The organism is Mesorhizobium sp. RCAM 05099, assembly GCF_059683685.1.
This window is the reverse complement of record NZ_JCASJC010000002.1, coordinates 1-14,742: the sequence shown is the minus strand read 5'-3', so window position 1 is coordinate 14,742 and position 14,742 is coordinate 1. Positions and strand designations below refer to the sequence as shown.

12 protein-coding genes and 2 pseudogenes are annotated in these 14,742 nt (G+C 59.7%); 6 read left to right on the top strand and 8 right to left on the bottom strand.

Annotated elements, in window-relative coordinates:
• Window positions 1-555 precede the first annotated feature (555 nt).
• Genes AC56QQ_RS34765 through AC56QQ_RS34750 form a run of 4 tightly spaced genes read right to left on the bottom strand, consistent with a single transcriptional unit; the run spans window position 556 to window position 4,924 of the window.
• A complete protein-coding gene (locus AC56QQ_RS34765; RefSeq protein ID WP_497129509.1) occupies window positions 556-1,392 on the bottom strand; it encodes an N-acyl homoserine lactonase family protein in 837 nt (278 codons plus the stop codon).
• A gap of 11 nt (window positions 1,393-1,403) precedes the next feature.
• On the bottom strand, window positions 1,404-2,399 hold the full coding sequence (locus AC56QQ_RS34760) for an ABC transporter permease (RefSeq protein ID WP_489863905.1): 996 nt from the start codon (window positions 2,397-2,399) through the stop codon (window positions 1,404-1,406).
• Window positions 2,396-3,925: a sugar ABC transporter ATP-binding protein gene (locus tag AC56QQ_RS34755; RefSeq protein WP_497129507.1), complete on the bottom strand. Its 1,530-nt coding sequence runs from the start codon at window positions 3,923-3,925 to the stop codon at window positions 2,396-2,398. The genes AC56QQ_RS34760 and AC56QQ_RS34755 overlap by 4 nt, the downstream gene beginning before the upstream one ends.
• Before the next feature lie 57 nt (window positions 3,926-3,982).
• Window positions 3,983-4,924 (bottom strand): sugar ABC transporter substrate-binding protein, encoded by a 942-nt coding sequence (locus AC56QQ_RS34750; RefSeq protein WP_489863907.1) that lies wholly within the window; start codon window positions 4,922-4,924, stop codon window positions 3,983-3,985.
• Between the two features lie 158 nt (window positions 4,925-5,082).
• On the opposite strand from AC56QQ_RS34750, the gene AC56QQ_RS34745 reads away from it, so the two are divergent.
• A complete protein-coding gene (locus tag AC56QQ_RS34745; RefSeq protein ID WP_489863908.1) occupies window positions 5,083-6,096 on the top strand; it encodes a LacI family DNA-binding transcriptional regulator in 1,014 nt (337 codons plus the stop codon).
• Window positions 6,097-6,635: 539 nt separating this feature from the next.
• Window positions 6,636-7,070, top strand: a complete 435-nt coding sequence (locus tag AC56QQ_RS34740) for a hypothetical protein (RefSeq protein WP_497129505.1) — start codon at window positions 6,636-6,638, stop codon at window positions 7,068-7,070.
• A 44-nt stretch (window positions 7,071-7,114) separates the two neighbouring features.
• Here the strand turns inward: AC56QQ_RS34740 and AC56QQ_RS34735 are convergent, their stop codons facing one another.
• A complete protein-coding gene (locus AC56QQ_RS34735) occupies window positions 7,115-7,531 on the bottom strand; it encodes a hypothetical protein (RefSeq protein WP_497129687.1) in 417 nt (138 codons plus the stop codon).
• Here AC56QQ_RS34735 and AC56QQ_RS34730 point away from each other — a divergent pair.
• Window positions 7,425-8,402 carry an SDR family oxidoreductase gene (locus tag AC56QQ_RS34730; protein WP_497129503.1) on the top strand — a complete coding sequence of 326 codons (978 nt, stop codon included), beginning with the start codon at window positions 7,425-7,427 and terminating at the stop codon, window positions 8,400-8,402. The two genes, AC56QQ_RS34735 and AC56QQ_RS34730, sit on opposite strands and share 107 nt — an antisense overlap.
• A 20-nt stretch (window positions 8,403-8,422) precedes the next feature.
• Here the strand turns inward: AC56QQ_RS34730 and AC56QQ_RS34725 are convergent.
• Together AC56QQ_RS34725 and AC56QQ_RS34720 are read right to left on the bottom strand one after the other, a co-directional pair.
• Window positions 8,423-8,718, bottom strand: a pseudogene (locus AC56QQ_RS34725) (YihY/virulence factor BrkB family protein); the annotation flags it as partial.
• A 571-nt stretch (window positions 8,719-9,289) separates the two neighbouring features.
• On the bottom strand, window positions 9,290-9,544 hold the full coding sequence (locus AC56QQ_RS34720; protein WP_497129501.1) for a hypothetical protein: 255 nt from the start codon (window positions 9,542-9,544) through the stop codon (window positions 9,290-9,292).
• 601 nt (window positions 9,545-10,145) lie between these two features.
• Between AC56QQ_RS34720 and AC56QQ_RS34715 the strand changes: the two genes are divergently transcribed.
• Entirely contained in the window at window positions 10,146-11,633 is a 1,488-nt protein-coding gene (locus tag AC56QQ_RS34715; protein ID WP_497129499.1) for an ATPase domain-containing protein, read from the top strand.
• On the top strand, window positions 11,630-12,673 hold the full coding sequence (locus AC56QQ_RS34710) for a sensor histidine kinase (protein WP_497129497.1): 1,044 nt from the start codon (window positions 11,630-11,632) through the stop codon (window positions 12,671-12,673). The genes AC56QQ_RS34715 and AC56QQ_RS34710 overlap by 4 nt, the downstream gene beginning before the upstream one ends.
• Before the next feature lie 263 nt (window positions 12,674-12,936).
• Here AC56QQ_RS34710 and AC56QQ_RS34705 read toward each other — a convergent pair.
• Window positions 12,937-13,621 (bottom strand): annotated as a pseudogene (locus AC56QQ_RS34705) (IS5 family transposase); the annotation flags it as partial.
• Between the two features lie 128 nt (window positions 13,622-13,749).
• On the opposite strand from AC56QQ_RS34705, the gene AC56QQ_RS34700 reads away from it, so the two are divergent.
• On the top strand, window positions 13,750-14,610 hold the full coding sequence (locus AC56QQ_RS34700) for a hypothetical protein (protein WP_497129495.1): 861 nt from the start codon (window positions 13,750-13,752) through the stop codon (window positions 14,608-14,610).
• Window positions 14,611-14,742 lie beyond the last annotated feature (132 nt).

Genomic DNA, 14,742 nt, shown 5'->3' with positions numbered 1-14,742 from the left:
CAAGCCTCCCGCGGACGACGGCTGGATTCACGAAGTCAAAATCGACCGCTACCGCTCGCCGCTCAAATGGACGAAGACGAAACCCGGATCTGCACCGGCAACGGCCGTGACTGGACAGCTAAGTATCGCGATCTAACCTTGAAAAGAGGCGAGGCCCCTGGCTAGGCATATCAAAGCAGTCGCTTTCGTACCAATCGATTCCGGCAGGAACGTCCTGTTGATGGTCCGCATTAAGGCTGCCATCGATAGTGGGTTTCACATCCCAGAGTGGCCAAAGACAACGACCGAATTGAACGTTCGACGCGTGAAGCTTTGTCAACCATCGCTTTGGAACCCGCTACCCGTGACTAACCGCCAACGGGAGCAGAGGCTTTCACTTCAAACTTTGGAGCCATCGCCGGCAGCTTCCCTGAAAAGCGCACGCAGCTTGAAATGACGACGCGCGCAGCGAACCTCCTGCGCCAAAGGCTGAGAGTCGTGTTCCAGGATCAATGCAACAGGGCATGAGCTGCCCCACACGAAGCCGGCCCAACTTGGCGTGGGCCATTGAGGCGGCTATCCGGCCCTGACGATCCGGAATCCTTCAATCTCGGCGATGACCGGCAGGCCATTCCATCGCTCTATGTCATGGAGGACGATTAATCGCCCAAGATCGCCGCCGATCTCGGTGTTGATGCGGTCGATGGTTTTCAGCTGCTCCCAGACGCTGCCAACAGCATTGTTCAGCGGCGCGTACACGCCGTCGTGCCTGTGTCCGGTGATCTGGCGGGTGGAATAGACACAGTCGCCGGAGATTACCAATCTGCCCCGCGCGGACTGGACGATGACGAATTGTTGTCCGATCGTGTGGCCGCTGCCCAGTCGCACATGGATGCCTGGCAGTACGTCGTCCTTGTCGCCGTCAATCAAGGAGACGCGGTGCTCCACCGACGCATCAAGAGCGGCGCGCAAGGTGTCGGGATCAATGATGGCGGTCAGGTAGCCGAAACGGCGTGGCAAGGCGATGGCCTCGTACCAGGACAGCAGCTCGCTTTTCTGGATATGGAGGACTGCATTGGGAAACTCGGCGATCGACCCCATGTGATCGAAATGCGCATGGGTCACGAAGATGTCGGTGATCGCGTCGGGGCCAACGCCAAGCTCGGCCAGCATGCGAACCGGCGAGATCCAGTAGGGAATGCCAAATTTCAGCGAGAAAGCCGTGGTCGATTCCTGAATGAAGCCGGTGTCGACCAGGACGTTGCGGTCGCCACGCTTCAGCAGGACAAAGGAAAAGGGCAGATCAACCTTGCCGTCGTCATACATGCCGGCGACGAGATCCACCCAAGGCTGCTGCTTGGATCGGGCGAATTCGACGACGTAGACCTCCCAAGACATGGTTTCGCTTGTCATCGCTCTCTCCTTCAGCGTTCCGCCAGTGAGCGGCCCAGGCTCGCCATGCCCACCGCGATGATCAGAATGGCGCCCTGCAGGACATATTGCGAGAATGTCGGGGCGCCGAAAATGTTGAGCCCATTGAAGCCGAAGGCGATGATGAGCGCCCCGACCAGCGTGCCGAGCACGTGGAATTCACCGTCACGCAGCGTTGCCGAGCCAAGGAACACCGCCGCGAATGCGGTGAGGAGATAGGAATCGGCGGCACTTGCCGTTCCGCTGCCAAGGCGGGAGGCGAGCAGGATCCCGGTTAACGCAGCGCACATTCCTGAAATGACAAAACCGAGAATCTTGATGCGGTCGACATTCACCCCGGCAAGGCGGGCGGCCACGGCGTTGCCGCCGACGGCCTGAATCTCCTGGCCAAGGGGTGTCCGCTCGACCAGAACCCAAAGCCCGCCGAGAACGACGATCATGACGATGATGTTGTTCGGGATACCGAACAGCCAACGGCCAAGGGAAAGCTGGAGAAAAGCCTCCGGCACGCCTGCCACGATGGGGACGCCGGCGGAATAGGCGAAGGCCAGGCCGGTAAGGATGGTCCCCACTCCCAGCGTGGCAATAACGGAATTGACCCTGACCTTGGTGACGATGAAGCCATTGACGAGACCGATCACCGCGCCCAATGCGATGACGATAAGCACCGCAAGCGGGATGGGCAGCTTGTCGTGGACGACAAGGCCGGTGATCAGAATGCCGTGCAGGCTGGCGGCGAAGCCGATCGACAGGTCGAGTTCGCCAACAACCACGGCAAGCGTCAGTCCGCCGGCAATGATCATGGCCAACGAGGCCTGGTTCAGCACATTGGTAAAGTTGCCCACGGTGGGAAAGGCCCTGGGCGACAGGATCGAAAATGTGACGATCATCGCCAGAAGTCCGATGATTGTGCCGTAGCGGGCAAATATACCAAGCGCCGCCTTGGTCGCAGGCGAAAGACGCCGGGCGGTTATCGCAACATCGCTCATGCCAGGTGACCCTCCATCAGTGCTTCCGGCTCGACATAGCTTGCCTCGACGATCGACCGTCGCGACACCGCCGGCCCCCTGAGCTCACGAACAATGCGGCCTTCCGCCATCACCAGAACCCGGTCGCACAGTTCGGGCAGTTCGTCCGGCTCCGACGAGATCACCAGCACCGCCATTCCGGATTCAGCTTGCTGCCGGATCAGTCGGTGAATCTCCGCGCGCGCTCCGATATCGACGCCCCGCGTCGGCTCATCCAGGATCAGCACCTTCGGGATGCGCTGGAGCCAGCGGCCGATCGCAACTTTCTGCTGATTGCCGCCACTGAGACTGCCAACGGGCGTGCTTGCGCTGCGCGCTTTTATCGATAGCGACCGCATCACCTCGCCGGCCAGGGACGTCCGAGCGCGGCGGTTCATCAGCGGCAGGTATCGGCCGACAACAAGTTTGTCGAGATTGGCGATGCCTAAATTGAAGGCGATGCTCTTGGAGAGAAAGAGCGCTTCCGCACGTCGCTCCTCAGGGACAAGTCCAAGCCCGGCCCGGACTGCCGCCGCGGGGGAGGCGGGGGCGTAGGGCCGGCCGGCAAGTGTCATCTCGCCACTGTCGGGCCGATCCGCCCCGAACAGCAGTCGGGCGAGTTCGGTTCGCCCGGCGCCGACAAGGCCGCCGATTCCCAGCACTTCGCCGGCGTGGAGTTGCAGAGTGACACCGCGGACTTTCGGCGCCCGCGTCAGCTTCTTGGCTTCCATCACGATATCGCCGCGCGGCCCTACGGGGGCTATCCGTTGAGCGTCCCGAATGGCACCGCCAACAATTGCCTCGACCAGCGCGGGGCGGCGCAGCGCGTCCCCGGTGAGTTCGGTCACGGAGCGGCCGTCGCGAAAGACCGAGACGCGGGTGCACAGGCTCAGGATCTCGTCCAGCCGATGCGAAATGTAGAGAACCGCCACGCCCGACGCAGAAAGATCGCGCACGATCGCGAACAGCCTTTCTGCCTCACTTGCCGCAAGTGATGCCGTCGGCTCATCCATGACGATCAGCCGCGCCTTGCGCACCAGCGCGCGGCAAATGTTGATCAGCCATATCTCGGCCGTCGACAGGCCCTTCACGCTCGCGTTGAGCGGCGCGGATATGCCCACACGCCTGGCGATCGGCGCAACGTCGCGCGTGATCGCCCGCCAATCAGTCAGCCCAAAGCGCGTTTTCTTCGGAACGCCCAGCATTATGTTTTGCAGCACGTTCATGCCTGGCACAAATGCAAGCTCCTGATGGATGAAGCTCATGCCGAGCTCGGTTGCCCGCTGCGGCGTGCCAATCTCCTGGCTGTGGCCGTCGAGTTCGATACAACCGGCATCGGGATGGTTCAGTCCGGCCAGGATACGGATGAAGGTCGATTTGCCCGCGCCATTGGCACCGACAAGGCCATGGATTTCACCCGGCGCAATGTCGAGCGATACGCCCTTCAGCGCCTGCGTGCCGCCAAAGGCCTTTGCGATGTCGCGTGCAACCAGGAATGGACTTGTCATTTTCAGCGCCGCCTGGCTGCGGCGCACCCATCATGTACGCCGCCTCCAAACCAGATCCTACTTTATGGCTTCCGGATGGTCCTTGAGAAAGGCATCGACAGTTTCCTTGGTCACCAGCACGGCTGGAACTTCAGCCGCCTTGGCTTGCCACGCGCCGCCGGCGTCCTTGATGTCCTTCAGCATTTTGACCATGTTGTAGCCTTCGGTGAAGCTGTCCTGCCAAGCCGTTGCCGTCATGAAGCCGTTCTTTATGTTTTCCAGCGCCTGGGCATTGCCATTGATGCCATAAACCAGGACGTCGTCACGCCCCTGGGCACGCAATGAGCCGATGGCGCCGATCGCCGGGTCGTCCCAGCAACCCCAGATCGCCAGCTTTTCCTTGCCGGCCGGATGCGAGGCCAACCAAGCATTGGCGTATTGGGCTCCGTCCTCGAAGTAGCCGGGAATGCGCACCTCGTTTTTGGTGACGGTGATCTCTGGATGTTTGGCGACGATCTCGTCCATGACGACTTCGCGGTTTCGGCAAACTTCCCCGGTCCTGTAGGTGAGGGCCAGGATCGAGCCCTTGCCGTCCATTTTCTTGACCATGAGATCCACCACCGGAATCGCCATCGGGCCACCCGAGCCGTTTGTTGCAGCAACGGTAGAGCCAAGCCCACCGCCCCAGGTAACGACGGGTATTCCAGCGTCGCCTGCAGCGGCCAGACCCGCGCCGATCGACGAATAGGGAAACACCATGTCGATGATCGCATGCGCCTTGAGCTGCGCAAAATTCTGGATGGCAGCGTTCGCCTGATCGGCACTGCCGGCGGCATCGACGACGTTGGTCGCCCAGCCAAGTTCATCGGCGGCTTTCGTGGCGCCCTGGATGTAGCGGACATTGTTGGCTTCCGTGGCGCTGATGGACACGATGCCAAGAAGCGGCTTGTCCTGCGCCGCGGCACCGGCCGCCATGAGCGAGAGCGTCCCAGCGGCGATCATGCAAGCTAGATTCTTCATATACTCCTCCCTTCGCCTCATTTGCCGTCCAATGCCTCCTGACAGCAAACCGTTTCGCTAACGTCCCGCAAATTGCGGTCCAATGCAAGTATGAATCCGCTAGACAGCGCCACAAATCTAAACGAAACTTCAGCGAAACGATTAGCTATCAGGGCACAATGGCCACCATCAAGGACGTTGCCAGAAGGGCTGGCGTATCGACCGCAACGGTTTCCGCCGTCATGAACGATACCGCGTTTGTCAGCCCCGAGCTGAGGGCTCGCGTCGTCACCGCCATTCGCGAGTTGCGCTATGAACCCTCGCTGGCTGCCCGCAACCTGCGCCGCAACCGCAGCCAGTTGATCGCCCTGGCGGTGGCCGATCTCTCCAACCCGTTCTACGCGCGCATTGTCTGGTCGGCGGAGGCCGCCGTGGCCGCGTGGGGCTATTCACTCGTCCTCTTCAACAGCGATGAAAAGCCTGACACCGAGCGGCGCATCCTGTCACGAATTCGTACTCTTGGGTGCGACGGAATGGTTCTGGTTCCGGTGGGCGCGGCCAATCAATACCAACCGCATGAGTTCGATGGGATGGCGACCGTTCTTCTGGGGCGATCGATCGAAGGCAACGGCGCCGATACGGTAACTATAGACAATCGTGCGGCGGGACGTCAGGCCGTCGATTACCTGCTCGACCTTGGTCATCGGCGTATCGGCTCGATCACCGGTCCGATGCAACTGTCGACGAGCAGGGGCAGGCTCGACGGCATGATCGAGGCGATGGCGGCACGCGGGCTTGCACCGCAGCCCGGCCACGTCCGGTCCGGCGAATTTCGCGAAGAAGCCGCTTATTCGGTCGCGCGGGACATGATGGGCTCGCCAAACCGCCCAAGTGCGATCTACGTTGCCAATGGCGTCATGGCAATCGGCGTGATGCGCGCCATTGCCGATCTTGGCTTGCGCTGTCCACAGGACGTCTCGATTGTCTCGACGGATACTGTCGCGGGCGCCGGTGGCTTGAAGCCACGGCTGACGAGAACCGAGCACCCCATTGCCGATATGACCAACGAAGCGCTGCGCCTGCTTGTGGATCGGATCGAGGAAAGGGGATCCGAGCCCACGCGCAACATCGTCTTTCAGCCGGCATTGATCGTCGGGGAAAGCTGCACACCGCTGCGCGGGGACCTCGATTGACAGAGTTCCTGCTGCGGACCGCAGCAACGTTTGCCAGGCGGATGCCGCGCGCTCGTGATGTTTCCCGGGCCATCTGTTTCGCGTCTCGGGGATTTTGACGTCTTGCAACAGGTGCGCCGCGCTGGTCTCTGCCGCGCACATGGCGATGCCTAACGTCCCGGACTTCGATTGCGGCTGCGGACGTGGCGACCAAAATCGAGCACGCAGGCGAAAGCGTTCTGGGACCCCGCTGTCCGGTTCCTGAATAACAAGCCGTCCTGCGTCGATACCGTCTCGCTCAGATGGTTTTCGACATGGCCCTTGCGGCCGCCACGGTCAGCTCGTTGGTGCGGATCCCCGCCTGAAGCCCCTTAATCAGGTTCACACATCGGCGTCACATCAGGCAGATGAGCGGCCCAGCGGCATGTGGCGCTTGGCAAGGCCACGGCATCAGAAAAGTGATCGAATAGTCCGCGCATGCGGACCTTGTCGGCCCCTTGGAGCGCCACAATTCCCCTCGCGAAGGGACGAAGAACTCACCTGTTGAACAGGAGGAGGCTATGAAGCACCAGACACTTGACCAACTCTCTAGCGTTGCCGACGTTCACGCTGAACCAACGGACCTTATTGCGACTCGGAGCCAGCGTCTCGAACGTTGGGCGAAACTTCTGGAGCAAAATCCCGGTCGGCGTCTCGAGGCGCTTACGGGCACCGAACACGAGCCCCCGGAACTACGCAAAAAAATGCGTCACGACAACTCGCCGCTGACCGTTGCCTTCGAGGATGCGATTCTTCGCGCGCAAGGCTTGCGAGACGACACTTACGGTGAAGCCAAGCGCTTCTTCGAATTGACCGATCCGCAGTTGCACGAAATCGTCTGCCATTGCCATGTCGGGGCAACGATACGACCGCGATGGGCGGCCTCTCGTGTGCATGCGGCAATATCGGCGAGGCTCGGTTTCTTCGCTTGGCTGCGCGCAACATTCGCGCCTTGAGGCTGCACGGTTTGGCCTCGGCCACCGCCCAGCCGGGCCGTGGGTCACACATTCAAAATGGTGGCCATGACCTCGGTGGTTCGCTGGCGCGGAGTTCGGCTTGGCTTGTTCGGAAGACGAGGCGGTGAAGCGATTTTGCCGCCCCCATGACCAAGGTCTACCGCCCCACATGCGGTATGAATGCTGTACTTTAATTGACGCAAGGTCCAAACCACGATGCCGATTTCGGAGCAAGCAGGCGCCCCCCCGATCTGGCAATCCACCGTCCACGAATCGAACACCTGCGCTTTTTGCAGCGAACCCAGCCACCTTTTCCTTAGACGCACGTTGTCCTCAGCAACCCAGGAGACAGCGATGCCGAGCGATAGGAAAACCGCGACCTCGACGACCGTGCAAAAGCAGCAGCGCATACAGCGCAGGGTCGATGCCGACGATCGAGCAAAACCGAAATCAAAACCCACCGGGGCGATGCAGGCGGGTGCGCGAAAATACCCGGTGCCGCCATTTCCAAAGCAGCATCATCTCAAACCCGGCCATGAAGCAGAGATCAAACCAGCTCCGCTCTACGATGCTCCATTTTGGCGCGGCTCTGGCAAGCTCGAGGGCAAGGTGGCGCTGGTCACCGGAGGGGATTCCGGCATTGGGCGGGCCGTCGCCGTTCTTTTTGCACGCGAAGGCGCCGATGTGGCGATTGTGTATCTGTCCGAGGATGCCGACGCCGAGGTGACCAAGCAGGCGGTGGAAAGCGAAGGCCGCCGCTGCATCATTCTGCGCGGAGATGTGGCGGACCGAACCTTCTGCCGCAAGGCCGTGGCGAATACGGTCAAGCAATTGGGAAGGCTCGACGTGCTCGTCAACAACGCAGCATTCCAGGTGCATTCGACCGATTTCGCCGACCTGACCGAGGAGCATTTCGACGCCACCTTGAAGACCAACCTCTATGGATATTTTCATATGGCGCAGGAGGCTGTCGCGCATATGCAGCCCGGCTCGGCAATCGTCAACACCGGGTCGATAACGGGCATAGATGGGTCAAAGGAACTGATCGATTACTCGATGACCAAGGGTGGTATCCACGCTTTCACAAGGGCGCTATCGGGCAACCTCATCGACAAGGGAATCCGCGTGAATGCAGTCGCGCCCGGTCCGGTGTGGACACCGCTGAACCCTTCTGAAAAGCGGGCAGGCGACGTTTCGAAATTCGGTGCGAAGACGCCCATGAAGCGGCCAGCACAGCCGGAAGAGATTGCACCGGCCTATGTGTTTCTGGCATCGCCACAATGTTCCAGCTACATCACTGGAGAGATCCTGCCGGTGATTGGTGGCTATTGATCGTAGCGGCCTCAAGCGCGTTAATCCGCAATCTTGCCTAACGTGTCAGCGACCACCGTCCCGCGCTCTCCCATCGGCCGCGCCGGGCCCGTGGTGGAGTCGACGGCCGCTGCTGCTCCATTTCCGCGTTGATGGCGGCGGCGATCAGGACGATGACTGAAATCCACGTCCACATCATCAAACCGACGACCGCGCCAAGCGATCCGTATGTCGCATTGTAGTTGGCAAAATGCTGCAGATAGAAGGAGAAGAGCCATGAAGCTGAGATCCACACCGCTGTCGCGATGAGAGCGCCCCAGCTCAGCGATCGCCACTGAAGGCTCAAGGCGAAGGCCTTCTTCCAGGACAAAGGCGTCGAGTGGGTCTTCCGCGATTCGATTGCCGCCCAGCGCGTCGTCCGCGACTTCGCAAGCGTCACGATGAAGCCGCGTCCGGTCTCCAGGCCGATCCGCACTTTCAAGTAGAATGAATGCTTCCTGCACGGTACCAATCCACCGGTCTTGGCGCCTTCACGCAGGCCCACCTTGGCCGATGTTTGAACGCCAGGTCTTTCATCGCCCGCCTCCTAAATTCATCGAACCTGGTTCGAGTCGCGCCCAACAACGTGGGCGCGCGCTCCCTGTTCCTTCACTGCCGAAGCGCATATGCGGCTTCGATTATTATCGCCAGGCACGTGCATCTTTTTGGGGGCGGATGGGCGTTTGGAGATAAATCCAACAAACGGTGAGTTCCATGAAGGCGTTGACCAAAGATGACCTGGAAGGTGAGGCCAAACTGTCCGAAGATGCTGATCTCATTGTCAATCGAACGGCCCATTTTGTCGCAGACTGGATTGACGAGCATGTAGTCGAGAAGCCACCCTCGTCGCGGACCGCGTCGACGTTGTTTCAGAACTCGCCAGCCAGTGCATCGCGGATGCGCGAGAGGAAGGCATTGCGGCCGAGGGCATCCAGGACGAGGTTGGTGACCTGAAGGAGTACATTGCTGAGGCGATTATCGAGGAAGGCGGATCGTCGGATCGCAAGGGTAGGAAACGGGACCAAGGGTAGTGCTGCGCTTCGAGGTACATGCCCGCGACGGCGAGGTTGTGTTTCAACCTTCTTGTGGCTGCCGACTAACCCTCCGCCTCTTGCCTTGTCCATAGCCTTTTTCTAGTCGCCGCCGGTCCTCGCGCAACAAATACTTCGCCTGCTTCGGCGATACGTCGGGTTATTCGGCCAGACGGATCGCCTCACGCTCCTCGTCGTGCGATCTTGTTTTGTCCTGAGCCATAATGGCGCCTCCTATCCAGGTTGGAACCTCGGGCCTTAAGCGCACGAGGCACGGCTGCCTAGAGCGGCCGTTGAGCGCTTGGCGAGACCTCATTGCCATCTGTTGTCAGTTCTGGGTTTTTCTTTCCTTGCTGCCTGTGGATTTTTGACCGGGGGGCCATGCGCTTCGCATCTTTGGAGTGAGCCGCCAGCGCTGGCCCAGCGCCGGTGTCCTTGTGCATATCGCCTGAGTGTTCCTCCCGGGCGATTGCGTGCTCGCAACATTTGAAAATAGTTTGCTGAAGAAGCCCATCTCATTGTCCTTGATTCAAGCGCGCGCGTGGATGTTTTCACATCCGGCACAGTCGCGGCGATACCCCAGTCAAAACCGGTCGGCGGGCAACAGGGTAATCATCAACGGGCCTTGCCGTGCGGGAACCATTGAAAATCCACGGCGTTACGCAGTCCCTAAGGGTATCAAAAAGGGGGCAGCGTGATCCTTGACGATGCAACACCAATAGCTTCGGGCGTAGAAGGCCTCGACTATGTGCTAAGAGGGGGATACGCGAAGTTTCGGTCTCATCTCGTCGAAGGGAGACCTGGTTCCGGCAAGACCACGCTTGGCCTTCAGTTCTTGATCGAGGGCGCCCGCAATCAAGAGCGGTGTCTCTACATCACGCTCTCCGAGAGCAAACGGGAACTAACCTCGGTAGCCAACCGGCATGGCTGGGACCTCAAGGGCATAGAAATCCTGGAGTTGGTTCCCCCGGAATTGAGCCTCGACCCGTCACAACTGCAGACGCTTGTCCATTCCTCGGATCTCGAACTTGGCGAAACGGTGCAGGCCGCACTCGCCGAGATCGAGCGAATAAAACCTGACCGGGTTGTGTTCGACTCCCTCTCGGAAATTCGGCTGTTATCACAGGGCTCTCTTCGCTATCGCCGCCAGGTCCTGGCGCTGAAGAGCTTCTTTCTTCTCAATAACGCCACCGTGCTGCTGCTGGACGACCTGACAGCTGAACATGATGACCTCAATCTGCATTCCATAAGTCATGGCGTTATCCGCATGGAACAACTATCGCCCATTTACGGTGGCGAGCGACGCCGCCTGCGTGTCATCAAGATGAGGGGCGTGGAAATCCGCGGTGGGTTCCACGATTTCGTCATCCGGCCGGGCGGCGTCACCGTGTTCCCCCGGCTCGTGGCGGGCGAGCACAAGGAAGCCGAGCACGGAGCGCCGGCACTCAGTGAAAGCTCCGTTGACACGCTTGTCGGAGGGGGCCTTGACCGTGGCACGAGCACGCTGCTGATTGGACCGTCAGGAGTCGGCAAGTCGACGATCGCCTGCACCTATTGTCACGCCGCGTTGCTTCGGGGCGAACGCGTTCAGGTGCTTCTGTTCGACGAGACCGAGCGTATCTTTCTGACCCGAGCGGCCGGTCTTGGCATGGATTTCAAGAGGTTCATCAACGACGGCGCCCTCCTGCTCGAACAGATCGATCCAGCGGCGATTTCGCCGGGTGAGCTGTCAGCGCGCGTCCAGTCCGGCGTGGATGAATCCAACGTCCGGATTGTCGTCATCGACAGCCTCACCGGCTATCTCAATGCCATGTCGGAAGAGCAGCATCTGGTGCTGCAGATGCATGAAATCCTGACCTATTTGAACCAGAAGGGAGTGGTCACCATCCTGTTGCTGGCAAACCATGGGCTGATCGGCCAGATGGCAACACCGGTGGACATGACCTATCTGTGCGATGCCGTGATGCTATTGCGCTTCTTCGAGAGCGGTGGACGTCTTCGAAGGGCAATATCGGTGGTTAAAAAGCGTGTTGGTTCGCATGAGGATACGATCCGGGAATTCAGGATCAGCAGCCAGGGCCTTTCTGTCGGCGAGCCACTTGATCAGTTCAGAGGCATTCTGACCGGAGTTCCCTTTTTCGAAGGCAAACAATCCGATCTGCTGAGTGACGAGGCATCATGATGCCGACGAAACCTGAAGTCCTGATCCTGACTCCATTGGGGCGGGATGCCCAGATCGCCGCATCGATCCTGGCGACCAGCCAGATTTGCACTCGTATTTGTGCGTCGCTTGAAGAGACCGTGCCGTTGCTGGCGGAAGCGCAGTGCCTGGTCGTTGCCGAGGAAGCCTTGATCAGTTCTGATCGTGCCGCATTCGCATCATGGCTGGACAACCAACCGGCATGGTCCGATTTTCCGATCGTGCTCCTCGTGATGCGCGGAACCGAATTCGACAAGCGGCTGGCGTTTCTCGATCGCTACCTGATCGTGCTTGAGCGGCCCTTCCTGGCTTCCAGCCTTGCCAACTCGGTGCGGTCGGCGCTGCGCGCCAGGGCACGTCAATTGGAGGTCAGATCCTACATCGAGCAGAGGCAAGAGGTTGCCGATCGGCAGAAGCTGTTGATCCGGGAGTTGCATCACCGCGTCAAGAACACGCTGGCCAATGTGAGGGCGATGATGGGCGCGACGGTACGGTCTAGCGGCAGCATCGAGGATTTCGTGCGCGACTTTTCGGCCAGGATCGTGTCGCTCGCCGATACCCACTCAATGCTGACTGACGATTACTGGCAGACCGCTTCGCTGAAGAAGTTGCTGGAGGGCGAACTCAGGCACTACGAGACGCGCGACAGGCCGCGTATCCTGCTCGAAGGCCCTGATGTGGCGTTGGTCGCCGACATTGCGATACCGGTTGGCATGGCGTTCCATGAACTTGCCTCCAACTCGTCCAAATTCGGGGCGCTCTCGCGCCCGCACGGACGGCTCGACGTGCGTTGGTCGGTGGGCAGCGTCAGCAACGTTCAGATCGTCAATCTCGACTGGCGCGAGCACGACGGCCCGAAGGTCGAGCCGCCCAAGCGGCGGGGGTTCGGCACGACGTTGCTGGAGAAGGTGGTGGCAGTCCAGTGTGATGCCAAGGTCGAGCTGAACTACGACCGGGACGGCCTGCATTTCACGATGGCGCTGCCGCTTCGCGATACTCGACTCGTGCCAGCCTACTCCTGAGAGGCCTATTGCGATCTCCGCCTCAAGATTTGGCATGCGGGGTGCTGGTATCGCTGATACTGGTAGCTACCGAATAGAACGCAGGCCTTCGGCTGGCGGCGCTGGTCACAATCTGCAAAGGATCGCCAGAGGATCACCGCGCTGATCCGCCTGGAGACGCTTAACGCGATCGAGCTGACGCCCTAGGGCGTAGACTCATTACTGCGTAGCCAGATGCGAGTTGAGACGAGCTTGAGCGCAGCAAGATAGTTTTCTGCCAGCTTGTCGTAGCGTGTCGCGATCCGCCGGAACTGCTTGGCTTTATTGAAGAAGCGCTCTACGAGGTTGCGCGCCTTGTAGAGGAAGGGACTGAAGCAGATCGGGTCCTTGCGGTTGGCCTTGGGCGGGATGTTAGCCCAAGCCTTTCGCTCGGTGATGGCCGTGCGCAACGCGTTCGCATCATAGCCCTTGTCGGCGAGCAGCATGGCACCCTTGGGAAAATCCCTGATCAAGTCGACTGCGGAGGCGATGTCGCTCTTCTGGCCTGCCGTTAGCGTTAGCTTGATCGGCCTCCCTTGAGCGTCGACAAGGGCATGGATTTTGGTGGTCAGGCCGCCCCGAGAACGACCGAGGCAATAATCTCGACCCCCTTTTTGCCGTCGCGCCTTGCTGATGGACGCGGACAATGGAGGTGTCGATCATCTGCACCTCGCCGTCATGGGCTTTTGTAATGTCGGCCATGAGGCGGTCCCACACACCTGCTTTCCGCCATCGGACAAAGCGGTTGTAGCAGGTGGTGCGTGGGCCGTATCGCTCTGGCAGATCGCGCCATGGCGCACCGGATTGCAGCACCCAGAAGATGCCGTTGAGCACCCGCCGGTCATCGACGCGCGGCACTCCTCGCGGCTTGTTGGGCAGGAGCGGTTGGATCACGCGCCACTCGAAGTCGGTCAGATCATATCGGCTCATGTCGAGCTTGAATCAGGATCCAGTGCAATATGAAAGACGTCAGTTGGAAAACGACGCATTGCTGACGTTGCGACAATTCAGCGACAACCGCTAACTCTTCCGCAATCGGCATCATGTAGAGGCGGGGAATGATACGACGCTCCTTGTCTTCGTCCGTTTTTCTCACTTGCCTCGTGATGCTTAGCAACATCTTGGCATCGTGCTCGCCCTCGCCACAACCTGTCTCGGATGCTGACATAGACTTCCTCGCCTCCGATGCTCATGTCGTTGTCGGCGACGTGCCTCTCGTCTTGCCCTTTATTGCGCTCACCGGTTATGTCGCCGCGAAACCCTCATTCTCGCTCAACAGACAGCAAGATCGCCAGGCGGCGACAGATCGCTTGGAGGCGTTTCGCAAAGCTGCCATCAACCCCCAAGCCGCGCCGAAGATCGATCAGCTTGAGATTGCGGTGTATGCGTATGGATGGAATGACCTCGACCCGAAGCCGTTCAAAAGAATCTGTGCTCGGCTAAGTCGGCAATGGTCCAAGTCCGTTTGCGATGACCCATGGGCGGCGCTTAAACAGGCGATGCCGGAAAATCGCTTTTATGTTGTCAACGACAGGAATTTTGATGCGTTCGACAACTATTTCACCGTTGGCGGCGAACGCGTCTCCGACCAACTTCATTCGATGCAACTGAAGGTTAACGAAGCATCTGTCGTTTGTGATCGGAATCTTGAGCCTTCCAAAACCGCTATTTGCACGGCAGCAATACAAATCAAACAGCATCTTGCTGCAGTATGGACGGTTTGGGATAGCACTGGTGAGACCCATTCTCGGCAAGCTGAGCGCGAAGGCAAATCCATCACCGCATTTGTGCGCCACGCTATCGGACCGTCCGAGGACTTCTCGGCTCTTCTCGCCGACGTATGCAAACTGAGGAACCCGAAGAGCAGTATCGGGCCGGGTGGCAGCCCTTGCGGTAGTCCTATTTCAAAATCGCGCTAAGTCCGCTTCCACCACATCTCGGTCATTTCGCATTTATGAGTTCACGGCCTAGTTGCCCAACAGCGAGGCTTCTCCAGCATTGGAGTTAGACAATCGCCGTTTCACCGCGACCCTTCCGACACTGGCGCAAGA

What these genes read in the sequence shown, in the direction of transcription:
- AC56QQ_RS34730 (WP_497129503.1), top strand. Translation starts at nt 7,425, where the DNA reads ATGCCGAGCGATAGGAAAACCGCGACCTCGACGACCGTGCAAAAGCAG.
- AC56QQ_RS34755 (WP_497129507.1), bottom strand. Translation starts at nt 3,925, where the DNA reads ATGACAAGTCCATTCCTGGTTGCACGCGACATCGCAAAGGCCTTTGGC.
- AC56QQ_RS34710 (WP_497129497.1), top strand. Translation starts at nt 11,630, where the DNA reads ATGATGCCGACGAAACCTGAAGTCCTGATCCTGACTCCATTGGGGCGG.
- AC56QQ_RS34740 (WP_497129505.1), top strand. Translation starts at nt 6,636, where the DNA reads ATGAAGCACCAGACACTTGACCAACTCTCTAGCGTTGCCGACGTTCAC.
- AC56QQ_RS34760 (WP_489863905.1), bottom strand. Translation starts at nt 2,399, where the DNA reads ATGAGCGATGTTGCGATAACCGCCCGGCGTCTTTCGCCTGCGACCAAG.
- AC56QQ_RS34765 (WP_497129509.1), bottom strand. Translation starts at nt 1,392, where the DNA reads ATGACAAGCGAAACCATGTCTTGGGAGGTCTACGTCGTCGAATTCGCC.
- AC56QQ_RS34750 (WP_489863907.1), bottom strand. Translation starts at nt 4,924, where the DNA reads ATGAAGAATCTAGCTTGCATGATCGCCGCTGGGACGCTCTCGCTCATG.
- AC56QQ_RS34700 (WP_497129495.1), top strand. Translation starts at nt 13,750, where the DNA reads ATGATACGACGCTCCTTGTCTTCGTCCGTTTTTCTCACTTGCCTCGTG.
- AC56QQ_RS34720 (WP_497129501.1), bottom strand. Translation starts at nt 9,544, where the DNA reads ATGGACAAGGCAAGAGGCGGAGGGTTAGTCGGCAGCCACAAGAAGGTT.
- AC56QQ_RS34745 (WP_489863908.1), top strand. Translation starts at nt 5,083, where the DNA reads ATGGCCACCATCAAGGACGTTGCCAGAAGGGCTGGCGTATCGACCGCA.